Origin of the sequence: Telmatospirillum siberiense (assembly GCF_002845745.1) — a bacterium.
GTDB classification, from domain to species: domain Bacteria; phylum Pseudomonadota; class Alphaproteobacteria; order Rhodospirillales; family Magnetospirillaceae; genus Telmatospirillum; species Telmatospirillum siberiense.
On record NZ_PIUM01000045.1, the window covers coordinates 16,231 to 39,539 of the forward strand.

Annotated in this window: 18 protein-coding genes and 1 riboswitch; of the genes, 3 read left to right on the plus strand and 15 right to left on the minus strand. The window is 64.2% G+C overall.

Annotated features, from left to right (window positions below; genetic code table 11):
• Positions 1 to 103: 103 nt before the first annotated feature.
• Genes CWS72_RS25185 through CWS72_RS25195 form a run of 3 tightly spaced genes read right to left on the minus strand, consistent with a single transcriptional unit; the run spans position 104 to position 4,259 of the window.
• Positions 104 to 1,558 carry an efflux transporter outer membrane subunit gene (locus tag CWS72_RS25185; RefSeq protein WP_101253422.1) on the minus strand — a complete coding sequence of 485 codons (1,455 nt, stop codon included), beginning with the start codon at positions 1,556 to 1,558 and terminating at the stop codon, positions 104 to 106.
• Between the two features lie 2 nt (positions 1,559 to 1,560).
• Positions 1,561 to 3,150, minus strand: coding sequence for a DHA2 family efflux MFS transporter permease subunit (locus CWS72_RS25190; RefSeq protein ID WP_101253423.1), 1,590 nt, complete (start codon positions 3,148 to 3,150; stop codon positions 1,561 to 1,563).
• A complete protein-coding gene (locus tag CWS72_RS25195) occupies positions 3,147 to 4,259 on the minus strand; it encodes an HlyD family secretion protein (RefSeq protein ID WP_101253424.1) in 1,113 nt (370 codons plus the stop codon). Before CWS72_RS25195 ends, CWS72_RS25190 begins: the two co-directional genes overlap by 4 nt.
• A gap of 148 nt (positions 4,260 to 4,407) precedes the next feature.
• Here CWS72_RS25195 and CWS72_RS25200 point away from each other — a divergent pair, with 148 nt between their 5' ends.
• Positions 4,408 to 5,031 carry a TetR/AcrR family transcriptional regulator gene (locus CWS72_RS25200; RefSeq protein WP_101253425.1) on the plus strand — a complete coding sequence of 208 codons (624 nt, stop codon included), beginning with the start codon at positions 4,408 to 4,410 and terminating at the stop codon, positions 5,029 to 5,031.
• A gap of 62 nt (positions 5,032 to 5,093) precedes the next feature.
• Positions 5,094 to 6,086 carry an adenosylcobinamide-phosphate synthase CbiB gene (gene cbiB / locus CWS72_RS25205; RefSeq protein WP_101253426.1) on the plus strand — a complete coding sequence of 331 codons (993 nt, stop codon included), beginning with the start codon at positions 5,094 to 5,096 and terminating at the stop codon, positions 6,084 to 6,086.
• A gap of 95 nt (positions 6,087 to 6,181) precedes the next feature.
• Here the strand turns inward: cbiB and CWS72_RS25210 are convergent, their stop codons facing one another.
• The 12 genes from CWS72_RS25210 to CWS72_RS25265 form a co-directional block, all read right to left on the minus strand.
• Positions 6,182 to 7,618, minus strand: a complete 1,437-nt coding sequence (locus tag CWS72_RS25210) for a cobyric acid synthase (protein ID WP_101253438.1) — start codon at positions 7,616 to 7,618, stop codon at positions 6,182 to 6,184.
• 25 nt (positions 7,619 to 7,643) lie between these two features.
• Positions 7,644 to 8,321 (minus strand): lipid-binding SYLF domain-containing protein, encoded by a 678-nt coding sequence (locus CWS72_RS25215; RefSeq protein WP_101253427.1) that lies wholly within the window; start codon positions 8,319 to 8,321, stop codon positions 7,644 to 7,646.
• 1 nt (position 8,322) lies between these two features.
• Positions 8,323 to 8,964, minus strand: a complete 642-nt coding sequence (cobO, locus tag CWS72_RS25220; RefSeq protein WP_101253428.1) for a cob(I)yrinic acid a,c-diamide adenosyltransferase — start codon at positions 8,962 to 8,964, stop codon at positions 8,323 to 8,325.
• Positions 8,961 to 12,680, minus strand: coding sequence for a cobaltochelatase subunit CobN (gene cobN / locus CWS72_RS25225; protein WP_101253429.1), 3,720 nt, complete (start codon positions 12,678 to 12,680; stop codon positions 8,961 to 8,963). The genes cobO and cobN overlap by 4 nt, the downstream gene beginning before the upstream one ends.
• A gap of 31 nt (positions 12,681 to 12,711) precedes the next feature.
• Positions 12,712 to 13,731, minus strand: coding sequence for a cobalamin biosynthesis protein CobW (cobW, locus tag CWS72_RS25230; RefSeq protein WP_101253430.1), 1,020 nt, complete (start codon positions 13,729 to 13,731; stop codon positions 12,712 to 12,714).
• Positions 13,728 to 14,288 carry a bifunctional adenosylcobinamide kinase/adenosylcobinamide-phosphate guanylyltransferase gene (gene cobU, locus CWS72_RS25235; RefSeq protein WP_338056228.1) on the minus strand — a complete coding sequence of 187 codons (561 nt, stop codon included), beginning with the start codon at positions 14,286 to 14,288 and terminating at the stop codon, positions 13,728 to 13,730. Before cobU ends, cobW begins: the two co-directional genes overlap by 4 nt.
• A gap of 26 nt (positions 14,289 to 14,314) precedes the next feature.
• Positions 14,315 to 14,499, minus strand: a riboswitch (cobalamin riboswitch).
• Positions 14,500 to 14,979: 480 nt separating this feature from the next.
• A complete protein-coding gene (locus tag CWS72_RS25240; RefSeq protein ID WP_199175984.1) occupies positions 14,980 to 16,131 on the minus strand; it encodes an MFS transporter in 1,152 nt (383 codons plus the stop codon).
• Positions 16,132 to 16,238: 107 nt separating this feature from the next.
• A complete protein-coding gene (locus CWS72_RS25245) occupies positions 16,239 to 18,260 on the minus strand; it encodes a TonB-dependent receptor plug domain-containing protein (RefSeq protein ID WP_158240816.1) in 2,022 nt (673 codons plus the stop codon).
• A gap of 320 nt (positions 18,261 to 18,580) precedes the next feature.
• Entirely contained in the window at positions 18,581 to 19,756 is a 1,176-nt protein-coding gene (spbR, locus tag CWS72_RS25250) for a SpbR family protein (protein ID WP_338056229.1), read from the minus strand.
• 128 nt (positions 19,757 to 19,884) lie between these two features.
• On the minus strand, positions 19,885 to 20,481 hold the full coding sequence (locus CWS72_RS25255; protein WP_146002885.1) for a hypothetical protein: 597 nt from the start codon (positions 20,479 to 20,481) through the stop codon (positions 19,885 to 19,887).
• 237 nt (positions 20,482 to 20,718) lie between these two features.
• A complete protein-coding gene (locus CWS72_RS25260; protein WP_101253434.1) occupies positions 20,719 to 21,768 on the minus strand; it encodes an HpcH/HpaI aldolase/citrate lyase family protein in 1,050 nt (349 codons plus the stop codon).
• A gap of 105 nt (positions 21,769 to 21,873) precedes the next feature.
• A complete protein-coding gene (locus CWS72_RS25265) occupies positions 21,874 to 22,803 on the minus strand; it encodes a DUF4743 domain-containing protein (protein WP_241911885.1) in 930 nt (309 codons plus the stop codon).
• Between the two features lie 307 nt (positions 22,804 to 23,110).
• Here CWS72_RS25265 and CWS72_RS28225 point away from each other — a divergent pair.
• Positions 23,111 to 23,309 (plus strand): hypothetical protein (locus CWS72_RS28225; RefSeq protein ID WP_206747709.1); only part of this gene is annotated, 199 nt, incomplete at its 3' end.

Sequence of the window (23,309 nt, forward strand, 5' to 3'; positions counted from 1 at the left end):
AACGGGGGTCATGGCATATGACCCATTTGATTGTGCCGTGCTGCCTATTTTGCTATCCTGAGCTACATCTTGGAAATGCCAGCGGTCCTCGGAAGAGGCGCGGTCAATTTCCCTTCTCCGCCTTCCCCTCCGCCGTCTGATCGAGACTCTGCCAGCCTCCGCCCAAGGCCTTGTAGAAGGCGATCGATTGTTGCACGCGGGTCAGGGCGCTCTGGGCCAATCCGTCCTCGGCGGTGTTGAGGTTGCGTTCGCTGTTGACCACGTTGATAAAACCGCCGAGACCGCTGCGATAGAGTTCCGTCGCCCGCTGCAAAGCCAGGCGGTTGGCTTCGACGGCCTGCCTCAGCGCGGTCTGGCGCCGCTCCTCGTTGGTCAGGGCGACCAGGGAATCCTCGACGTCCTGGAACGCGGCGAGGACGGTATGCTGGTAGCTCAGGCGGTCTTCCTCGGCGAGCGCTCTCGCCTTATCCACGTTGGCCTCCAGCGCGCCGCCCTGAAAAAGCGGCAGGTTGGCCCCGCCGGCCAAGCCCCAGATCAGGCCCTGGCTGGTCAGGAGCTTGTTCATGGTGCCGGCCTCCCAGCCGATCGACGGCGTCAGGGTGAAGCTGGGGAATTCCTGCGCGATGGCGACGCCGATTTCGGCATTGGCGGCGGCCAATGTGCGTTCCGCCGAACGAATGTCCGGGCGGTTGCGGACCACCTCGGAGGGCAGGCTCGACGGCAGGTTGGGGGGAACCGGCGGAAGAATGCCGGGAAGATCGGCCAATTCGACTTTGAGCGCACCCGGTTCCCGGCCGAGCAGGACGGCGATGGCATGGGCGTTCTGCGCCACCATCGTTTCGAACTGGGGCAGGCTGGCGCGTACCGTTTCCAGTTCCGCCCGTGCCTGGGCGACATCCAGTTCGGTGCCCATCCCGTTGGCGAACTTCTGCTGGGCGAGGTCGAGCGCGTCCTGGTCGGCGGCGATCGTCTGGCGGGCGATACGGATTCGTTCCTGGGCCGAGCGCAGCTGGCTGTAATCGGTGCCCAGTTCCCCCAGCAGGCTGACCAGGACGGCGCGCCGGTCCCAGGTCGTCGCGTCCAGGGTGGCGTCGGCCGCCTCCACCGTGCGGCGGGTCTTGCCGAACAGATCGATTTCCCAGGAAGCGTCGAAGCCGGCCTGGAAGGTGTTGGAAAGACTGCGGACCTGCGGAAGCGTGAGATTCTTGCTCTGCTGTGCGCGCTGAGCCGTGGTTTGCGCCGACAGGCTCGGATAGTACCCGGCTGCGGCGATGGTGCGATCCGCCCTTGCGGCCAAAATTCGCTGGGCGGCGATGCGGAGGTCATGGTTGCCGGCTATGGCCTCCTCGACCAGATGGTCGAGTTCCGGATCCCGGAAACCCGTCCACCAGCGGGCCAGCCGCGGAGCGGCGTCCGGCCCCTGGTTGAGGCCGTCCGTCGCCTCGCTCCATGTGTCCGGCGCGGCGATCCGGGGCGGTTGATAGTCGGGGCCGACGGTGCAGGCCGACAGGGCCGCGACGACGGCCACGATCGGGAGGGCGGCGTAGGATCTCAGCATCTTCAATGTCCTTGGGGAGAACGCCCGCCGGCCTTGATCGGGGCGAACAGCAGGGTCAGGGGAACGAGCAGCAGGGCAAGGCCGGCGGCCACCTGGAAGGCGTCGACATAAGCCAGGATCGCCGCCTGGCTTTGCAGCATCTGGTAAACATGGCCGGTCGCCCGCGACAAAAGGTCGACCGGCGCAGTCCCCATGGCGCTCAGGGCGTCCGTCTGCCGCCGCAAGGTTGCGGCATAGGCCGGGTCGTAAGGGCTCAGGTGCTGGGACAGATAGGCCATGTGGACCTGGCTGTGTTCCGTGACGTAAGCCGTCGCCAGGGAAATGCCGATCGATCCTCCGATGTTGCGGAACATGGTGTAGAGGCTGGCGGCGTCGCCATTGAGATGGGGCGACAGCGACGAATAGGCGATGGTGCTGATCGGTACGAACAGGAAGGCCAGCGCCGCCGTCTGGGCGGCCCGCATGAGCGCCAGGGTGGTGAAGTCGACCTGCGGATTCAGGGTCGCGGCGTAGAGGAGCGAGGCACCGAGCGCCAGGAAACCGAAGGCGATGATGAAGCGGGTCTGCACCTTGCGCATCAGCCTGAGGACGACCGGGATGAACAGGATGGTCAGCACGGTGCCCGGCGACAGGATCAGCCCCGCCCAGGTCGCGTTGTATCCGAGCTGGGTCTGGGCCAATTGGGGAATCAGCACGGCGCTCGAATAAAGCACGACGGCCATGCCGAAGATCATCAGGCTGCCGAGGGCGAAATTGCGGTCTGCCAGGGCGCGGAGATTGACCACCGGCCGGCTTGTCGTCAAAAGCCAGACCACCGCGCCGACCAGCCCGATGACGGCGGCCACGGCGAAGACCTGGATGAAGGGCGAGGACAGCCAATCCTCGTCCTCGCCGCGATCGAGCACGACCTGTAAGCATCCGAGGCCGAGGGCGATGAGGGCCAGCCCGATCTGATCGATATGGGTCTTGCCCGTCTCGGCCTTCGCCCAGGGTGGGTCCTCGACCAGCCGGACGACGGCGAGGAAGGAAAGGATGCCCACCGGCACATTGATCAGGAACACCCATTGCCAGGAAAAATTGTCGGTGATCCAGCCGCCCATGGTCGGGCCCAGGATGGGGGCGACGATGGTGGCGATGGCGGTGATGGAAAAGGCGGTCCCCCGTTTTGCCGGTTCGAAGGTGTCGAGAAGGATGGATTGCTGGTTGGGTTGCAAGCCGCCGCCGAAAAAACCCTGCATGATGCGGAACAGCACCAGTTCGGGCAGGCTGCTGGCCAAGCCGCACAGCAGCGAGCACAAGGTGAACATGCCGATGCAGACCAGGAAATAGCGCCGCCGCCCGAAAACCCGGCCCAGCCAGCCGGAGATCGGCAGGACGATGCCGTTGGCGACCAGATAGGAGGTCAGCGTCCAGGTGGCGTCGTCGGAACTGGCCGACAACGATCCCGCGATATGGGGCAGGGCGACGTTGACGATGGTGGTGTCCAGCACCTCCATGAAGGTGGGCAAGGTGACGGCGAGCGCAATGATCCAGGGATTGGCCGCGGGCCTCCAATCGGTCCGCGTCCGGTCGGTGGCCGCGGGTCCGCTCATCGCTCATTCACCGTGGCGACGACGGAAAGGCCCAGGGGCAGGGGAGTCTTGTTGTCCAATCCGCCGGTGATGGTGACCTTGACGGGCACCCGCTGAACGATCTTGATGAAATTACCCGTGGCGTTTTCCGCCGGAAAACTGCTGAAGCGCGAGCCGCTGCCCATCTGCACGCTGTCGACGCGCCCTTCCAGATGCAATTGTGGGAAGGCGTCGGCGGCGATGTGCACGGTCTGCCCCGGCCGCATGCCCGCGAGTTGCGATTCCTTGAAATTGGCGGTGACCCAGACGTCCGGCGAAACCAGGGACATCAGGGATTGACCGACCTGCACATAGGCGCCCGCCTCGACATTGCGTTTGGTCACCCAGCCGTCCTCTGGCGCCGTGACGTGGGTGTAGGCGAGGTTGAGGTCTGCCTGGGCGAGGTCGGCCCTGGCCTGCTCGACCTGGCTTTCGATCTGTTTGACCTGCGCATCCGCGGTGGCGATGTTCAGTCCGACCATCCGGGCCTTGCGGAGTTTCGCCTCGGCGTCGGCCAGCGATGCCTGGGCCGATCGCTCGGAGGCCGTCGCCGCGTCGATATCCTGCTGGGTGGTCGCCCGGATATCCACGCGCTTCTGGCGGGCGAGGTCGGCCTGGGCCTTGGTGAGCGTCGCCATGGCAGAGGCCCGCTGGGCTTCCGCCGAAGCGAGATCGGATGGATAGGTGATACGGGCCATTTCGGCGGCGAGCCGGGCGCTTTCCAGTTGCGCCTCGGCCAGGTTCAGGGTCGAGGCCGCCTTGTCGTGCGCCACCTGGAAATCGCGGGGGTCGATTTCCAGCAACACCTGCCCGGCCCTGACCCTTTGATTGTCGGTGACCGCCAGAGAACCGACATAACCGGCGACCTTCGGCGCGATGGGAATCGCCCGGCCGTCGGTAAAGGCGTCATCGGTGCTTTCCTGGCCTTGCCGTGAAACGTAGAAGGTAAGCCCGCCGGCGGCGATCACGATGCCGGCGAGGATAAGCAGGATACGAGGGGAGCGGCGGCGGGCGGAAACGGCGGGCGATGGTCTGTCGTCGTTCTTGCCGTCGCGTTTGTCCCGGTCTGGGGCGAGGGCGGTCTGGGACATCCGAGATCCTTTCTGCGAAGCGGGCGGCGGCCGTCCGGATATAAAACTGTACCGTTCAGTGCAGTTGGCGGAGTTTTATAGACCGGGCGAAGGAACCTGTCTACAATGAACTGTACCGTACAGTTCAGTTTGAAAGGCGAGCATCATCATGTCCGACGAGATCCCGGCCGGGCCATGCAGTGCAAAGGTGACGCAAATCCGGGTGGCCGCCTGCGAGCTCTTTCTGGCGAATGGATTCCAGCGGACGTCGATGGACCAGGTGGCCGCCCGCGCCAATGTTTCGAAAACCACGCTTTATGCCCATTTCGTCAGCAAGGCGGCGCTTTTCCTTTCGGTCCTCGAGGAGGAGAAGCGACGCTTGGGGTTGGGCATTCCCAAGGAGTTGCCGGTGGCGCCGGCCAACGTTCGCGACTGGTTGCGTGATATCGCCAATGCGCTCCTGAGCGCCATGACCAATCGCACGGTGATGAGTCTGTTCCGGCAGGTGATCGCCGAAGCCGGTCATACCCCGGATCTGGGCCGGACCCTGTGGGACGAGGGGCCCTGCGCCGGCCGTGCGCGGATGGCGGCGATCCTGTCCTGGTTCGCCGAGGCGGGGCAGTTGGCGTTCGATGACGCCGATTTGGCGGCGGGCCAGTTCCTGGCGTTGGTGCGGGGCGATTTCACCATGCGCTGCCTGATGGATTCGGAGTGGAAACCCTCCCGCGAGATCATCGAGCGGCATGTCGAACAGAGCCTCGATTTCTTCCTGGGACACTATGGCGCCGTCTGATACCGGCGATGCCAGATCAAGCCCGGGTTGACGGCGGCCATCGCCTCGCCCATCCTTGACCCATGTTTCCGCTGTATGCTGCGGGCGGGCCGATCGATCCTCTGATGATCCTGGTGGCCGCCCTGATCATCGACGCCATTATCGGCGATCCTCCCTGGTTGTGGCGGCTGATCCCCCATCCGGTGGCGATGATCGGCAGCCTGATCCATTTCCTTGAGCAAAAACTCAATCGCGATAAGCGCAGCCCGCTCGATCGGCGCTTGCGCGGCGCCCTGGTCGCCGCCGGCATGACCCTTGCCGCGGCGGGGCTCGGCTATTGCGTCAGCGATCTGCGCCGCGACTGGCATTGGGGTTGGGCGGTCGAGGCCGTTCTGATCTGGACGCTGGTCGCCCAGCGCAGCCTGTTCGGCCATGTCGCCGCCGTGGCTCGCGCCGTCGACCGCGGAGGCCTGGAGGAGGGGCGCCGGGCGGTGGCGAAAATCGTCGGGCGTGATCCGGAGACGCTGGACGAGTTCGGCGTGGCGCGGGCGGCTATCGAATCCTGCGCCGAGAATTTCGCCGATGCGGTGGTCGCGCCGGTCTTCTGGTATGTCCTGTTCGGGTTTCCCGGTCTGCTGGCCTATAAGACGGTCAACACCATGGACAGCATGATCGGCCACCGTTCCGAGCAATATCGCGATTTCGGCATGGTGGCGGCCCGCCTGGACGATGCGATGAATCTGCTGCCCGCCCGCCTGGCCGGGATCATGCTGGCCCTGGCCGCCGCCTTCGTTCCCAAGGGCCATCCCGTCGCGGCCCTGAAGGTGATGCTGAGCGACCACGGTCACCACCGTTCGCCCAATTCCGGCTGGCCGGAGGCGGCGATGGCCGGCGGCCTGGATCTGTCTCTGGCCGGCCCGCGGCGCTATCCGGGTTACGTCGCCCAGGAACAATGGATCGGTGACGGCCGCGCCCGGGCGACCACCAGCGACATCCGCCGCGCCTTGCTGGTCATGGCTGTGGCCTGCCTGCTGAACGTCGGCGCGGTCATCCTGCTGGTCGTCGCCCAGGGGTGACGCGGGGGCCCGGTTTTAGAGCGCGTTGCGGTCTCCTCTCCCGCCTCTGGCGGGAGAGGAGCTTATCTGAATGTCCACAGACCCTGGGAGCCGGCTCAGCCCTGGGCGATTTCCAGCAGCCGGTTCATGTCGAGATGAGCCTCCAGATGCTCGGCGAGGCGGTCGAGAACCTGGTCGACCATGGTTTCGTAGACTAGATCGCCGGTGCGTCCGGGTTTCAGCGCCGCCAGGAAAGACCGGCGGAAGTCGTCGGCCGCGAACAGGCCATGCAGATAACAGCCCATCACCCGCCCGTCCGCTGAAATGGCGCCATCCGGCGCGCCGTCCAGGGTGAGCAGCGGGCGCTCGCGGTCGATGCCTTCGGTCTGCCCCATGTGCATCTCATAGCCCCGCACCGGATGGCCGAGACCGCTTCCCTCGACCTGACGCAGGGTTTTCGCGCTGGTCATCACCGTGGCGACGTCGAGCAGGCCGAGGCCCGCCACCGAACCGGGTGGGCCTTCCACGCCGAGCGGATCGGATACGGCGGTTCCCAACATCTGATAGCCGGCGCAGATCCCGAGAATGCGCCCGCCGTGGCGCAAATGGGCGGCGAGGTCGAGGTCCCAGCCCTGGGCCCGCAGGAACTGCAGATCGGCGATGGTCGCCTTGGAGCCGGGCAGGATGATCAGATCGGCATGGCGAGGCAGCGGCTGTCCGGGGGAGACGAAGCTGAGATCGACGTCCGGTTCGGCGGCCAGCGGGTCGAAATCGTCGAAATTGGCGATGCGCGACAGCCGGGGAACGGCGATATGCAAGGTGCCGTCGGCCCGTCCGCCGGTCGTCAGTCCGGCTCCGTCCTCGGCCGGCAATTTCGAGGCCTCGGCGAACCAGGGCACAACTCCCAGTCCCGGCCAGCCGGTCCGCTCTTCGATGAGGGCGACGGCGGGGTCGAACAGGGTTTTTTCGCCACGGAATTTATTGATGATCCAGCCTTTGACGCGGTTGCGCTCGGAAGCCGGCAGCAAGGCGTGGGTACCGACCAGCGAGGCGATGACGCCGCCCCGGTCGATGTCGCCAATCAGCACGACGGGGATATCGGCCGCTTCGGCGAACCCCATGTTGGCGATATCGCATGACCGCAGATTGATCTCGGCGGCGCTGCCCGCCCCTTCGACGACGATCAGGTCGCGGCCTTCGCCGAGCAGGCGGAAGCTTTCCAGGACCCGGGGCAGCAGGCTCAGTTTAAGGGCGTGATAATCCCGTGCTCCGGCATTGCCGATCACCTCGCCCTGGACCACCACCTGGGAGCCCACCTCGCTTTGCGGCTTCAGCAGGACCGGATTCATGTGACGGCTGGGCGGCAGGCCGCAAGCACGGGCCTGCAGAGCCTGGGCCCTCCCGATCTCCCCGCCGTCCTCGGTCACGGCGGCGTTGTTGGACATGTTCTGCGGCTTGAAAGGGGCGACGGCCAGACCCCGATGGCTGAAGGCGCGGCACAGTCCCGCGACCACCAGCGATTTACCCACGTCCGAGCCGGTGCCCTGCAGCATCAGGGCGGCCGGCCGGGCGGGGCGCTCAGCGGGCAAGGATTTCTTTCAGGCGGTTGGCTTGGGGATTGCTGACCGCGTTGTCGAGGACGATGGCGCGCGAGGAGACGTTCTGGCCGTAATAGGCCGCGTTCCAGGATTCGCGCGGTGAAAGCGAGGTCCCTTCCAGCGACAATCCGCCATAGAGACCAACCGCCGACAGTGAAATGGCGAGGACGTCCGCTCCCATATTGCTGGTGGTCGAGGCCCCGATACCGGCGCCGACGACCAGGAAGGTGATGCCGGCGTCGCCACCGAACTTGAACTGGTTGGCCAGGATGGCGTGAAGGGCTTTTTCCGTGTTGATGATGAACAGGATGGAGGAGCTTTCCAGGCCGATCTGCAGGCCGAGGCTGCCCCCTTCCATGGTATAGAAGGCCGGCGATCCCCAGGTGCCGTCGGGAAGATGGGGCAATAGCACCCCGTTGCCGTATTGGCCCCCCAGGATGAAACCGCCCTTGTAGAGATCGGGAACGATCAGGACCGCCCGCGACTTCTGCAGATCGTCGCGAAAGGAGGTCTGGAAGTTCTGATCGGTCTTCAACCGTTCGACGGTCGCAGCGGCGTTGTTGACCGTTTTCTCCTGATCGACCCGCGCCACGGCCGGCGTGGCGGCAAGACCCAGGACCGTCACAAGGCAAAGGGCTAGTCCCCGCAGTCTTCTCATCTCAATACTCCACGCCCGGCTGCGCCTTCACGCCTTCGCGGAAGGGGTGTTTGACCAATGTCATCTCGGTGACCAGATCGGCGGCGGCCACCACCTGATCCAGCGCGTTGCGGCCGGTGATCACCACATGCTGTCCGGCCGGCCGGGCGGCGATCGCCGCCAGCACCGGCTCGACCGGCAGATAGCCGTAACGCAAGACGACGTTCAATTCATCGAGGATGACCATGGCGCATTCGGGATCGTCCAGCAAGGTCCGCGCCTCGTCCCAGGCCCGTTCGGCGGCCGCGACGTCGCGTTCCCGGTCCTGGGTTTCCCAGGTGAAGCCTTCGCCCATCGCCTTGAAGGTGACGAGATCGCCGAACGAGCTCAGGATGCGGCGTTCGGCGGTGTCCCAGGCGCCCTTGATGAATTGGATGACGCCCAGTTTCATGCCGTGGCCGACGCAGCGCAGCCCCATGCCGAAAGCCGCCGAGGTTTTACCTTTACCGGCCCCGGTGTTGACGATGAACAATCCCCGGCTTTCGGTTTTCTTGGCCATCAGGCGGTCGCGGGCGGCCTTTTTCTTCGCCATCTTCTCATGATGGCGGATGTTGGGATCCACCGGCCGGTCATCCGGTCCTTCCTCGTTCCTCTCGGCGCTCATGCCAGCCCTTTCAACAGATCGTGGGTATCGTTGCGGCGGGGCCGCCAGAGATTGCGGGAGATGGCTTCCTCAAAGCGCGCGGCCATTTCCCGCAAGGCGGCGGGGTTGTTTTCCTTCAGGAAGTCTCTTACGGCGTCATCTCCCAGATAAGCGTCGAATATGGCTTCGAAATGGTGATCCTTGACGGCGCCGGTGGTGGCGGCGAAGGCGAACAGGTAATCGAGCGTCGCCGCCATCTCGAAGGCGCCCTTGTAGCCGTGACGCATGACTCCGGCCAGCCATTTGGGATTGGCGGCGCGGCCCCTCACGACGCGGGCGATTTCCTCTTCCAGCGTGCGGATTTTGGGCGTCTCGGGGCGCGAATGGTCGGGATGATAGACGGCCGGGGCTTCTCCCGACAGGCTGCGGACGGCCGCCGCCATGCCGCCTTCGAACTGGTAATAATCGTCGGAATCGAGCAGGTCATGCTCGCGGTTGTCCTGGTTCTGGATGACCGCCTCGACGTCTTGCAGGCGGCGCTCGAACAACCCGTGCTCGGCGGCGCCCGCCGAGCCGTCGCCATAGGCGTATCCGCCCCAGGCGACATAGGCGCGGGCGAGATCGGAGGCGTTCGTCCAGCCCCGCTCGTCGATCAGGGCCTGCAGGCCGGCGCCATAAGCGCCGGGTTTCGAGCCGAACACGCGAAAACCGGCACGCCGCCGGGCCTCGGCCAGATCTTCGCCAGATGCCGTCAGGCGGCTGGTTTCCGCCCGGACGTGGGCGGCCAGGGGATTGTCGGTCGGGCTCTCGTCGAGCGCGGCGATGGCGCGGGCCGCCGAATCGACCAGATCGATCAGGCCGGGGAAGGCATCGCGGAAAAATCCCGAAACACGCAGCGTCACATCGACGCGCGGTCGATCGAGAACGGACAGCGGCATGATCTCGAAGCCGGTGACCCGGCGCGACGCGGAGTCCCAGCAGGGGCGCACGCCCATCAAGGCCAGGGCTTGGGCGATGTCGTCGCCGCCGGTGCGCATGTTGCTGGTGCCCCAGGCGCTGATGGCGACGGTGCGCGGCCAGGCGCCATGATCCTGCAAATGCCGCTCGATCAGAAGGCCGGCCGACTTCCAGCCGAGGGTCCAGGCCGCCGGGGTGGGCACCGTCCGGCTGTCCACCGAATAGAAATTGCGCCCCGTCGGCAACACGTCGGGCCGGCCGCGCGAGGGCGCGCCGGAGGGGCCGGGCGGCACGAAACGCCCTGCCAGTCCCTTGAGAAGCCCCTCCATTTCCGCCCGACCGCAGGCCGCGATGGTGGGGCGCAGATGCCGCTCGATCCAGTCCAGCACGGTCTTGGTCCCGGTCCATGCCGCGTCGGCTTCCCGGGAGCCGTCGACCATGGCCTTGGCCAGAATCTCCAGGCGTTCGACGGTATCGCCGCAGGTCCGCCAGGGCGCCGGGGCGTCCAGCGGCGCGGGTTTCGGACCGCTCCAGGGATCGCCCAGGTCATTGTCGAGGGGGTCGAAACCGAGGCGGAGATCGTTCGCCAGGGCCCGGAGCAGGGATGCCTGCGCCGGTTCGCCACCGCGCGGCACGCGGGCCAGGGCGATCAGCAAATCGGTGAGCTGCTCGCCTTCGGGCGAGCGGCCGAAGATATGCAGCCCGTCGCGGATTTGCAGTTCCTTCAATTCGCAGAGGTGGTTGTCGAGCTTCTTCAGGGCGCTGTCCGTGGCTTCGCCGGGGGCGATGCCGCAGTCCTCGTCGAGTCCGATGGTGCGGGACAGGGCCAGGATTTCCGCCGTAAGCACCTTGATCCGGCGCGGGTCGAGGGCGGCGGCCTCGTAATATTCGTCGACCAGCTGCTCAAGCTGGCGCAGGGGACCATAGCTTTCGGCCCGGGTGAGCGGCGGGGTCAGGTGATCGATGATGACCGCCTGGGCACGCCGCTTGGCCTGGGTGCCTTCCCCCGGATCGTTGACGATGAAGGGGTAGAGGTGCGGCATGGGTCCCAAGGCGGCTTCGGGGAAGCATTCCGCCGACAAGGCCAGTGATTTTCCGGGCAGCCATTCCAGATTGCCGTGCTTGCCGACATGGACGAGGGCGTCGGCCCGGAAGCCGTCGCGCAGCCAGGCGTAGAAGGCCAGATAACCGTGCGGCGGCACGAGATCGGGATCGTGATAGCTGCGCGCCGGGTCGATGTTGTAGCCCCGTGCCGGCTGGATGCCGACGGCGGCGTTGCCGAAGCGGATGGCGCTAAGGACGAAATGGCCGCAGGAAAGTTCGCCGGGGACGAAATGCGGGTCGTCCTCCGGTTCCCCCCAGCGCTCGGTGATCGCTTGGCGCAGCCCGTCGGGAAGCGTGCGGAAAAAGGCCAGATAGTCCGGCAGGGACAGGGTTTCGCGAACCGTCCGATGGGCACGCGCCGTCAGGTCGTTGGTGGCCCCGCTTTGCAGGAGCGTCATCAGGGCCGCGCCGTCGGCGGGCGCCTCGACGATCCGGTAGCCGGCGGCGGCCAGGGCGGCCAGGATGCCGGCGGTGGCGGCCGGCGTGTCGAGGCCGACGCCGTTGCCCAACCGCCCGTCGCGGTTGGGATAGTTGGCGAGAATCAGCCCGATGCGTCTTTCGTCCACCGTCTTGCGGCGCAGCCGGGCCCAGTTGGCGGCAAGATCGGCGACGAAGGCGATGCGGTCGGCGACGGGACGGGCGCTTACGATGTCGCATTCGGTCTCGACGTCCCGCCGCGCCGCCACCTTGAAGGAAACGGCGCGGCTGATGATCCGTCCGTCGACCTCGGGCAGGGCGATGTTCATGGCGATGTCGCGGGCCGACAGCCCGGTGCTGCCGGACCGCCAGGCGCTCTCGCCGCCGCCGGAGAAGATCACCTGCAGGACGGGGCAGTCGGCCCCGGCGAAGGGGCTGTCGCCGGGGCGGCCGGGGGCGGCGACGGCGAAGCCCGTGGCATTGAGCACGATATCGGGCGGAGCGGCGGCCTGAAGATCGAGAAGAGTGGCGACGCTCAGGCCGTCCTTGAGGCTGGTCACGAAGACCGGCATGACATTGAAGCCCCTGTGGCCGAGCGCGTCCGCCAGCGCGTCGAGGGCGGCGGTGTGGCCTGCCTGGACCAGGGCGCGGTAGATCACCAGGAGCGCCGTCGGCGCCCGATCGGACCAGCCTGCCCGCAGATCGGCCAGCGCCGTGCCTGGAGGATAGAGCCCGGCCGGAGGCAGGGGGACCGGTTCGCGCCAGGATTGTTGGGGCAGGCCGATCAGATCGGCCGCATAGCGCAGGAGTTCGATCGCGTTGGTCCGCCCGCCATGGGCCAGATATTGCCAGAGACGATGACCGGCCTCGGCCGGCAGGCTGCTCCAGCTCGCCAGATCGGCATCCGGCTGATCGTCGCCGGGCAGGAAGGCCAGGGGAATATCGGCTTGCCGGCAGGCGGCGGCGATCTGTTCCACGCCGTAAGGCCAATAGCCGCGCCCGCCCAGCAGGCGAACGACCACCAGCCTGGCGTGGCGCACCACCGTTTCGACATAAAGGTCGACCGAGGCCGGATGACCCAGATGCAGCAGGTTGGCCAGTCGCAGACGAAATCCCGGAACCAGGGTCTTGGCGTCCGCCAGGCAGGACAGTTCGGTGTCGGCGGCGGAAAGGAACACGACGTCGCCCGGCGTCTGGCCGAGGTCGACGGCTTCCGATCCATCGGTGATGCTGCCCGGCTTGGCGGCAAGCAGATGCATGGCGTCAGCGTCCGTCCATGGATATCACGTCCTAACTATCGCCGGTGATGCTCGACCGAATGGCCTCGCGGTCGAGACCCTTCAGTCCGATGACCACCAATTGTCCGGCTCTTTCTTCGCCCGGCTTCCAGGGGCGGTCGTAATAGCCGCTGATCCGTCCGCCGACGGCCTGCACGACGTGACGCATGTCCTTGCCGGCGACCGAGAGGAAGCCTTTGAGGCGCAGGATATCGTGGCGGGCGATGATCTGTCCGAGACGGCCGGCCACCGCCTGGGGATCGCCCACCGTCCCGACGGGGACGGCAAAACTCTCGAAATCGTCGTGATTATGGTCCTGGGCGGTGTCGTGCAGTGTCGGCCGGGCGTCCAGGTCGTCTTCGGCGCGGGCTTCCAGTCCCAACAGGATGCGGGCATCGACGTCGCCCTGGCGGGTCGCCACCAGTTTGACCCCCGGCCGCAACTTGCCCTTCAGGGTCGCGGCGAGGGCTTCGATTTGGCCGGCTTCCATCAGGTCGGCCTTGTTGAGCAGGACCATGTCGGCACAGGCCAATTGGTCGTCGAACACTTCTTCGAGGGGGTTGTCATGGTCGGGTCGGGCCCGTTCCTCGACGGTCGATTCGAAGCGACCGGCGGCCATGGCCGGGCCGTCGACGACGACGACGACGCCGTCGACCGTCACCTTCGAGCGCACGTCGGGCCAGTCGAAGGCCTTGACCAGCGGCTTGGGCAGAGCCAGCCCCGAGGTTTCGATGATGATGTGTTCCGGCGGCAGGGGGCGGGACAGCAGACGTTCCATGGCCGGCAGGAACTCGTCGGCGACCGTGCAGCAAAGACAGCCGTTGGCCAGTTCGATGATGTCGTCCTCGCGGCATCCTTCGATACCGCAGGCGCTCAACAGATCGCCGTCGACCCCGACATCGCCGAATTCGTTGACGATGAGGGCGATGCGCCGGCCGTCGGCCTGGCTCAGCAGGTGGCGGACCAGGGTGGTTTTGCCGGCGCCCAGAAATCCGGTGATGACGGTGGCGGGTATCTTACGAAAACGGTTCATCGGGAGTCCTTCAGCAGCAAGGGCAGGCCGGCGGCGACGAAGACCACTCTCTGGCAGCGGGCCGCGAGCGATTGGTTGAGGCGGCCGGCGTGATCGCGGAAGGCGCGGGCCATGGCGTTGTCGGGAACGATGCCCAGGCCCACCTCGTTGGCGACGAAGAGCACGGGACCTTTGAGACCGGGCAGGGCCTGCGCGAGACGGTCGATTTCCTGCCCGATGTCCGCGTTCTCCAGCATCAGGTTGGAAAGCCATAAGGTCAGACAGTCGACCAGGATCGCCTTGTCCGGATGGGCGTGCCGGGAAAGCGTGCCGACCAGGTCGAGGGGTTCCTCGATCGTCGTCCAGGCGGCGCCCCGCCGTTCCCGGTGGAGACGGATCCGATCGACCATTTCGCCGTCCCCGGCCCGCGCGGTGGCCAGATAGACGGGTTGGGCGACGTCGGTCAGCAGGGATTCGGCATAGGTGCTTTTGCCCGAACGGGCGCCCCCCAGCACCAGGGTCAGGGGCGGCAGCGGGTGATGGTGGTCCGCCATAGGTATCGGCACGGCATTCGCCAAGGCATCCTCCCTCCGAGGATCGATCCTCAAAACACCGTCTCCGGGGAGGTCTCCTGGCTTCGGAGTCATCAACCGCGGCGCCTTCCCAACCCCGTCCGGGGTCAGTGGCGATTGCCGCGATCTCGTCCTTCACAGTTGCGGGGGCAGCGCCGGAACGACCGGTCTTCCCTGTCTCGGAACGGATGGCCGACCCTAGCACCGTTTCATGGCGCCCTCAAGGTTGAGCACGGCAACCTGTTAAGGTTAACGGGCGGACTGTCCGGCCAGGCGTCGTAAGAGGCGCCAGCCACCGCGGCTCAAGTTCAACCCTGTCTGTAGTTTCTTGTCTCAGGGATGGGGTGCACTCCACATCTGCGCCCATCTGTGTTCATCTGTGCTCCTTTTGACAAGGCCCCGGTCCCGGACCGGGCCTTCGGGAGCAGCCCGATTGGTCCCGGGATGACCCGTCGGAATCGATCACAAGGAAACACAGATCAGCACAGATGAACGCAGATGAGCACAGATACGGATCGAAGTGCTCCAGGCGGCCGGGGCTCCGAACTCAGGTTTCGATTTTTTTTAACATCGGCGTTGTGGCCGTGCCGGACAGCCGTGTGTCAAGCATGGGTATGACGTCTCTTGGGAGTGGAAATTGGCGGCGCCAACCGTTTGTTGACCTGAATTCGTTGTCCTGGATCCTTGAGGGCGCGGGCTATTTGATTTTCTTCAGATGCACAGCCAGACCGGCGACGCCGACCACGGCGCCCAATCCGCAGACTCCCGGCCAGCCGAGATCGATCCAGGCGATGCCGGCGGCGGCCGATCCCGCCGCGCCGGCCAGGAACATGCCGGTCATGTAGATGGTATTGATGCGGTTGCGGGCGCTCGGCACCAGACCGAAGATGATCGACTGGTTGGCGATCATCGACATCTGCACCCCGGTATCGAGCAGGACCACGCCCAGGGTGAGGCCGGTCAAGGTCGGAAAAAGAGCGAAGATCAGGAACGAGGCCAGAACCAGGGCGATGCCGATGCCGATGATGCCGTGGGGGCCGCGTTTGTCGGAAAGGCGGCCGGCTACCGGGGCCATGATCACTCCGACCAGGCCGATGATGCCGAACAGACCGGCGACATCCGAACCCATGCGAAACGGAGGCTCCTGCAGCAGCAGGGCCAGGGTCGTCCAGAAGATGCTGAAGCAGGCGAACATCGCCCCTTGGATCATCATCGCGCGGCGCAGGGCCGGCAGGCTGCGGGCCAGATTGCCCAGCGACAGCAGCAGCGAGAGATAGCCGTGGCGTTGCTCGGGCGGCCGGCGCGGCAGGGCGACGAACAACATGATCCCCATCAGGCCGGCGATCACCGCGCCGATGGCGAACATGGCGCGCCATTCGAAATAGGCTCCGATGGCGCCGCTCACCGTTCGGGCCAGGAGAATGCCCGCCAACAGGCCGCTCATCACCGTGCCGACGACCCTGCCCCTGCTCTCGGCCGGCGCCATTTCGGCCGCCAGGGGGATGATCTGCTGGGCGATGGTCGCCATGGCGCCGATGGCCAGCGAGGCCAGCAGAAGAATGGTCACCGACGGCGCGACGGCGGCAGCGGCGGCGGCGGCAATGAGGACGACGGTCTGGCCGATGATCAGCCGGCGCCGATCCAGGCTGTCGCCCAGCGGCACGAGCAGCAGCAGCCCCAGCGCATAACCCAGTTGCGTCGCCGCCGGCACCAGGCGGACATGTCCGTCGCCGCCGAAATCGCCAACCATCAGGCCCAGCATCGGCTGATTGTAGTAAATGTTGGCCACCGACAGGCCGGCGGCCAGGGCCAATACCGCGGTCAGGGCCCGGGTCAGTTGTTGCGCCATCAAGGAAACCTTGTTTCTTGGACACCGCGAAGGGGCGGCGGGAAAGCCGGCGGCGTCGGGGAAGCGAAGCGGAATCGACCCCAAAGTGGGGGGCGGTCCGTCGTCCGTCAATAGGCGAACTTGACCGAAAGGTAATAACTGGCTTCCATCCGCTGCGCGGTGGAATCGCGATAGGGCCAGAGATTCTCGGCGGCCAGTTCGACTGTCACCTGATCGTTTCCGTGCCATGCCACGCGGGGTGAGAAGGTCGTGTGTCCCTTGATCGTTTCGGTGGCGAGGACGGTCGACGGCGCCAGTCCGCTGATCACCGTTCCCCGGGTCGCCGCGGCGTAACCGGCGGCGACGCCGGCTTCCCAGTCCTGCCAGGCATAGCCGAGATTGACATTGGCCTTGTGTGCCGGCAGATCATCGGCAAACCCCTGGTCCGCATGTTCGTGCAGGCGTTCGTAGGTGTAGTTGCCCCCCCACGTCCAACCTTCCCTGGTCTTGTGCTGCAGGCTCCACTCGACGCCGTCGGCGACCGAACCCGCGGTCATGACCATTCCCTGCACCAGGGCGCCGTTGATCAAGGAGAAGGCGCCGCCCATGTGCCGCATGGTCATGCGATGAAAGACCGCGAGGCGGTTCGTCGCATCCAGCGTGGTCAGATGTCGATCCCAACCGACCTGATAATCGTAGATCGCGGACGACTGAAGGCTGGGATTGCCGAAATGGTAGGCCCCGTAATATTGCGGCTGGAAATGTTCAACCTGGCCGAAGTCGGCGAGGGATGGAAGTTTGAGGCCGCGGGCGAACGAAAAGCGGAGCGTATCGAGGTCGGTGACCTTGGCGATGAGCGCCGAGTTGAAGCTGAGCCCTTGTACGCTTCGGTCGAAGTCCTCGTTGGAATAAAGATTGAGCGGCAGGGGCTGACCGTCTCTTCCCAGCTTGAAATAATCGTAACGCACCGCGTTGACCGCAGAGAGAGATGGCGAAAAGGCGTGTTCCCACATTGCCGAGCCCGCCCCCAGGTCGCCGGTGAGCGTGCCGTAAGTCAGTTCGCCGGCTCCCATCTCGTCGTGGCGCACTTCGCCTCCCAGGCGGATACTGTCGGACGGGCCGATCTTGAACAGGTCGGAGAGCTGGCCGACCGAAGAACGGTCGTTGACGTTGAATGGCCGAAAGGCCAGGGATTGCACCCACGGGGCCCGCATGCCGGTATAATAGGCGGTGGCGTTGATTCGGCCGATGCCGGTATTGGCCGTGTAACTGGCTTTGGCGCTGTCGATGATTACCCGGGCGTTATAGAAGACGTCGTAGACGACGGAGCGTTCAGTGACATCGGTGTGCGACGCCTCGAGACCCAGGCGGGCGCCGTTCGGCGCGGTGAAGCCCGCATCGAAGGAGGCCGATCGACGGTTCGAGTCCTTCTGCAAGGTCGCGTCGGAAGACGCCGTGCGAATCATGCCGTAATCGTCGGCATGGTTGCCGGCGGCGGAGAACCGGACACCCGATCCCTCGCCCAGGGACTGGGTAACGCTGGCGCTGAGATCCCGTCTGGCATGGTTGCCGACGCGTGCGCTGGCAGAGTTCACCGGATCGTCGACGGGATCGAAGGTGACGATATTGATTACCCCATCCACGGCATTGAACCCGTAAAGCGCGCTCTGCGGGCCGTGGATGACTTCGATCTGGCGGATTTCCTGAAGTTCGACCGGCACGGCCGACCAAAAAACGTCGCCAAAACCGTCGAAATAGATCTGGCGGCCGTTGATCATCACCATGACGCGGCTGCCGATGGCTTGCTGATATCCGCTGATGCCCAGTTCCTGTGAACTGCTCGAAGTATGGGTGAGATCGATACCGGACAGGCGGTTCAGCAAGGTGGGGATGTCGCGCGCAGCCGATCGCTCTATATCCTGGGCGGTGATGACGTCCATGAGGACGGGCGTGTCGGAAACACGTTCGGGCTTGCCGGTGGCGCTCATGGTGACCGCCTCGCCGAACAATTCCTCGTACTTTCCGTAATCGAGTTCCTGGGCCCACGCATTCCCACCGGCGGCCGTCATCAAAGCGGCGCCGCACATCATGAAGGCCAGGCGTTTCCCGGTGCCATTTTCCCGGCGCGGTAAACGACCGAACTGAAGCATAAACATACCAACGGAGCGAAAATTGACGATTTTCCCGGTGGCCCGGTTGTCCAAGCCGGCCGGAGTTTATCATCGATCGCACCGCTATGGCTACGCATAGTCGGGTTTTGCTAAATGATAAAAAACTATTAGTAAAGGTCTGTGCGGCCTTCAACCAAAAAGAGAGGTGAGTCCAGCCACATTTAGTATGAAGAAATTAACATTTGACCAATTTTTCGGGAAAAGTGTCTTCATGATGTTTCACTTTTTACGACTGGTCGCGTCGTCTGCCCGGCCCCTACTTGGGTATGCTTCTCATTCCATAAAAAAAGAAATGTTTTTTACGGAAGTTGATCAAGCTTGGCCAGAAGATATTCCAGATCGGTCGAATCGAAGCTCACCCCATGCTTCTCATACTGCGTGAGGATGCGTTCGATCATTCTGCGGCAGTAACGTTCGCGGTCCTGTTCACCGCCATCGAAGGCGTTTTCGTGGGCGACGTCGAGCGCGCAACGGAAAGCGGGAAAAAGGGTGGCCGGCAGCTTGGCCTTTTCGTAGATGGCCTTGAAGCCCAGCTCTCCCGAATCGTGGATCAGGATTTGCGCGTTGACCAGGGGGACGCCGCCCAATTCGGCCATGCCCGCCTCGAAGAAGGTCGTATCGCCCATGCAGACGGCACGCAACATGATCGACGGAGTCAGCCGGCGATGATTGTTCAGATGACGGACCAGTCCTTCCACGTCCTCGCGGTCGGCGCCGGCGGAAAGACTGATGGTCGCGCGTTCCCGGCTTTGCCGGGTGAGATCGGCGGCAATGTTGCCCGAAAGCTGGTAGCGGGAGATCAGATGGTCGCGCCATTGGTCGGAAACCATGGTGACCAGGCGCTCGGCGACGGTGACCGGCAGATTGCTGCGGTTCGCCAATGAGCCTTGAACCGTGGTCTCCTTGCCGAAAGCGTCGACAATGGCCTGCAGCGACTCTTCGGAAATGTCCGCCCCTTCGTTGGACACCAGGCTGACGACCACTTCCGGCGTTCCAGTTTCCACGATCGCTTCGGACACGGTGGAGGACACGGAAGCGCGCCGGGTGATGGCCAGTTGTTTGACGATTTCCCGGCCACGGACGATCTTGATCAGATCGTCATCGGTGAGCGCATGTGAAAATTGCAGGATCGGTAGCGCCACAGTGTCGACGTCCTGGGCCAGATGCAGGGCCAGGTCATGAGGAAGTGTCGGGCTTTCCTTCAGTTGAATGGACAGGGACTGACGGACTCTGACGTCCGCGTCATGGGCCATCAGTCGCAGGATGTCTGCGGCCAGCCGTCTCTCGCTGGGCGACAATTCTCCGCTGTCGAATTGCGCGGCCAGCTTGGCCGCCGTCTCGACGCGCGCTTCAATCGATCGTTCGGTCAGCAGTTTATCGACGTCTTGGCGCGAGAGCTTGTTCTTGACCATGGCGTGCATGCCTTGCTGTGTCGGGGCTCCGGGGCGGCGGAATCCGCATTTCACAGCGTGCATATGGGCTCTGCGAAATACGGACCAACCCGCTACATCATAATCTTTAGCATATTCAGATTTAAAGATTCCGTTGAAGCTTCCGATTTTTTGCCGCCGAAGGGATTTATTATGGGGCGGGCCCGAAAAAATTATGGTCGGGATGAGCCGACGTCGCGGGAACTTTTTTGGAGAAGATCTTGCAACGTGGACAGGGCCGCCGCCAATTCACGGCGGTCACGCTCCTGGATATCGGAGGGTTCGCCCGAATCGGGGATATGGCGAAGCGCCTCCAGCGCATAGCGGGCGGACAACCTTAAGGTGGGATGCCCCCGCTTGGCCAAGGAGTCGATGGCGGCGATTTCCTCGACGGGATGGGTTTTGAATCGCGTTTTCAGATATCCCTCGACGCTGGCGTTGTCTTTGTTGAAATAATCATAAAGTTCGACGTCTTGAGACGACAGCTCGGTCAACACGTCATAGATGAACCAGCCCAGCGTCATTTCGGAGATGTTGGTGCCGCCCTGCGTCTTCTTCAGATAATCCCCGGCCTTGACGGCATCGTGCGCCATCTCCGCCCGGAAATTTTCCATCTCTTCGGGGCCGGCATCGTTCGTCGGCCGTGGCGGCGTGCCGCAAGCGCAGAGGAGGAATAAAAGACAAAACGATAGAATGGGAAGCTGGAGCCACCGGCGGAATGCGGGGCTGCTCAGACGATCGGGAAGATCGGTCAAAGGAAGGCGAATCATTTCGCACCAGACATCAAGTCGGGCCGGCTGTCCCCGTTTCTCCGGAAGCGAAATGGCGACCCCCGCCGTCTTCGGCGGGTCGCCCCGGATTGCGCGAGCACGGCTCCAATGCGGCAGGAACACCGCAACGAGGTTGGATGCTATCAAAAGTTATAAGCGCGGTCTTGTTCAAAAACGTCGCCCGGGTCAGGGCAGGCGGGTTCACCGATTGCCCTTGAAGCTTTCTTTCCACAAATCCTAAAATCCGTAGACCTCGGCCATCGCCGCGTCGCGGGCCGCGACCTGACGGGCGAGATCGACGATGACCTTTGCCTGTTTCCAGGTTGCGTCGTCCTGCATCTTCCCGTCGATCATCACGGCTCCGCTGCCATCCGGCATCGCCGCCAGGATCTTCCTGGCAAAGGCGACCTCTTCGGCGTCCGGACTGAAAACCCGCTTGGCGATGTCGATCTGCCGGGGATGCAGGGACCATGCGCCGACGCATCCCAACAGGAAGGCATTGCGGAACTGGGCCTCGCAGGCCGGATCGTCGGAGAAGTCGCCGAAGGGGCCGTAGAAGGCCTTGATGCCGTGGGCACGACAGGCGTCGACCATCTTGGCGACGGTGTAATGCCACAAATCCTGCTGAAAGGCGTGCCGCGTTCCCTGATCGGGCGGCATATCCTCCAGCACGACGTAAGAGGGATGTCCGCCTCCGACCCGCGTCGTCTTCATTCCGCGCGAAGCCGCGAGATCGGCGGGGCCCAGGCTCATTCCATGCATGCGGGGGCTGGCGCCGGCGATCGCCTCCACGTTGGTGACCCCCAAGGCCGTCTCCAGGATGGCATGGATCAGGATGGGTTTGGTTATTCCATGCCGGGCTTCCAATTGGGCGAGCAACTGATCGAGATAGTGAATGTCCCACGGCCCTTCGACCTTCGGCAGCATGATCACGTCCAGTTTATTGCCGACGGCGCCGACGATTTCGGTGACATCGTCCAGAAACCAGGGGGCGTTCAGGCAATTGACCCGGGTCCATAAACCCGTTCCGCCAAATTCGTGCGCCCGGGCCGCCGCGATGAAACCTCGGCGCGCCTCTTCCTTGGCGTCGGCGGGAATCGCGTCTTCCAGATTGCCCAACAGCACATCGACCCGGCCGATCATCTCGCCGATGCGGTTTCGCACCTTCTCGTTGTGCGGCGGGAAAAAATGGATCATCCGTTCAAGCGCCACCGGCAACTCGCGAAACGGCGCGGGTGCCCCGATGGACAGGGATTCGAAGAATTTCCTCGGTGGTTTGGCGCTCATGGTCAGACCTCCCAGACGATCATAATCGTGCGAGTGACGATTTATTTATGAAAGAATGTGTCTGCCGCAGTGCAATAGAAAAGTCAATCGCACGAAGGGCGAGGTTCAGAGCCCCGCCCGCACTCCACGGACCAGATCGAGGTACTGGGGTTCGGTGTCGGGCGACAACAGTCCGTGGCGGATGAAAAAATCGATCAGGACCAGGGGCACGTTGAATTTGAAGCTTTGTCCGTTGCGCAGGAGGTCGAGGATATCGGACGCTTCCATCAGACGGAAGGCGCTGACCTCGCCATCGGTATTGCGCGGCGTGAAATCGGCCGGGACTTCGAGATCATAGACGAACAGGGTGTCGGGCTTCAGCCCCCATTCGCTGTCCATGCAATAGCCGAGAACGCCGACCGGGACGGCTTTTTGCGCCATGTCCGAGGCGATGCCGGCTTCCTCGGCGGATTCCTTGATAAGGTTTTCCCGCAGGTCCAGCCCGGCGGGCTGACCGCCGGCCACCATATTGTCCAGCTTGCCGGGTTCGATCACCCTGTCGGCGGCGCGCTGGGCGATCCACAGCCTGATCGCGCCGTTTCGCCGGACGAAGCCGTTCAAGTGGACACCAAAGGCGCGGATGCCGAAGACGGGAACCGCGGCCCGGTCGATCAGCATGAGCGGCCCGTCGCCCCAGTGTTCGACCACCCGATAAAGCTCGCCTTTCTTCTTGGGGGCGGAGCCTGCCTCGCGCATGTGCTCAAGGACGTCTTCCACCGCCGCCGTTCTCGCTTCGGGCGTGGCGAGTTCGTCCCGCAAGCGCACGGCGGCGCCTTCCGTGACGAAAACCTCGGGGAAGGCGGCGAGTTTTGCGGCGAAATCACGGGTTACCGCCCCGATGGGGTGCCCCGCGATGGTGAAGGGAAGATAACGGGAGGGGTCGAACGCGTTGCAGCGTTTGATATGATCGATGAGAGCCATGAGCGGCAAGGTGCGCCCGGCCAATGCGTCCGTCAAGGTGTGGGGCGGTGCCGAAATCGCTGTGAACGGCGACAAATCGATCCGGCAGTTAGGCTTTCGATTGTCACCTTAAAAAAAATATGGTTATTTTGCCGCATAAGAGCGTCCACGTGGACAGGGGTCTATCGCATCGGTAGACTGCCAGTGGATATAGTTCGCTTGGGGATGTGGAGTGGTTATCCTTCCTTACCCTGTTGAGAGTGGACATCGTGCGGGCGATCAACGGCCGCGCGGCTTCAACGAGTCTCCTATTCGCCGGTTCGCCGCTTTGCCGGAAGCCGGCTTTCGTTTTCCTCCTCCCGAAAAGCCGTTCAGGAGGACGCCTGCAATAACGATCTGACCGTTGAACGATTTCGAGGACCCAACCCACGCCCCAAGGCCGCTAGAGACGGACAAGCCCGTGATCCGTAGTGGCATGGTGCCTGGAAAGCCCCTCTTAAGGAATGAGAGTCAAATGGACCAGGAAGAGCTGAGATTAGCCGCGGATTTTCCGGCCACGCCCTATGAGACGTGGAAGAAGACCGTGGAGGAGAAGGAACTCA

What these genes read in the sequence shown, in the direction of transcription:
- CWS72_RS25215 (WP_101253427.1), bottom strand. Translation starts at nt 8,321, where the DNA reads ATGAGAAGACTGCGGGGACTAGCCCTTTGCCTTGTGACGGTCCTGGGT.
- CWS72_RS25190 (WP_101253423.1), bottom strand. Translation starts at nt 3,150, where the DNA reads ATGAGCGGACCCGCGGCCACCGACCGGACGCGGACCGATTGGAGGCCC.
- CWS72_RS25185 (WP_101253422.1), bottom strand. Translation starts at nt 1,558, where the DNA reads ATGCTGAGATCCTACGCCGCCCTCCCGATCGTGGCCGTCGTCGCGGCC.
- CWS72_RS25255 (WP_146002885.1), bottom strand. Translation starts at nt 20,481, where the DNA reads ATGATTCGCCTTCCTTTGACCGATCTTCCCGATCGTCTGAGCAGCCCC.
- CWS72_RS25200 (WP_101253425.1), top strand. Translation starts at nt 4,408, where the DNA reads ATGTCCGACGAGATCCCGGCCGGGCCATGCAGTGCAAAGGTGACGCAA.
- cobN (WP_101253429.1), bottom strand. Translation starts at nt 12,680, where the DNA reads ATGCATCTGCTTGCCGCCAAGCCGGGCAGCATCACCGATGGATCGGAA.
- CWS72_RS25260 (WP_101253434.1), bottom strand. Translation starts at nt 21,768, where the DNA reads ATGAGCGCCAAACCACCGAGGAAATTCTTCGAATCCCTGTCCATCGGG.
- cobW (WP_101253430.1), bottom strand. Translation starts at nt 13,731, where the DNA reads ATGAACCGTTTTCGTAAGATACCCGCCACCGTCATCACCGGATTTCTG.
- CWS72_RS25245 (WP_158240816.1), bottom strand. Translation starts at nt 18,260, where the DNA reads ATGCTTCAGTTCGGTCGTTTACCGCGCCGGGAAAATGGCACCGGGAAA.
- cobO (WP_101253428.1), bottom strand. Translation starts at nt 8,964, where the DNA reads ATGAGCGCCGAGAGGAACGAGGAAGGACCGGATGACCGGCCGGTGGAT.
- CWS72_RS25195 (WP_101253424.1), bottom strand. Translation starts at nt 4,259, where the DNA reads ATGTCCCAGACCGCCCTCGCCCCAGACCGGGACAAACGCGACGGCAAG.
- CWS72_RS25210 (WP_101253438.1), bottom strand. Translation starts at nt 7,618, where the DNA reads ATGCTGCAGGGCACCGGCTCGGACGTGGGTAAATCGCTGGTGGTCGCG.
- CWS72_RS25240 (WP_199175984.1), bottom strand. Translation starts at nt 16,131, where the DNA reads ATGGCGCAACAACTGACCCGGGCCCTGACCGCGGTATTGGCCCTGGCC.
- spbR (WP_338056229.1), bottom strand. Translation starts at nt 19,756, where the DNA reads ATGCACGCTGTGAAATGCGGATTCCGCCGCCCCGGAGCCCCGACACAG.
- cbiB (WP_101253426.1), top strand. Translation starts at nt 5,094, where the DNA reads ATGTTTCCGCTGTATGCTGCGGGCGGGCCGATCGATCCTCTGATGATC.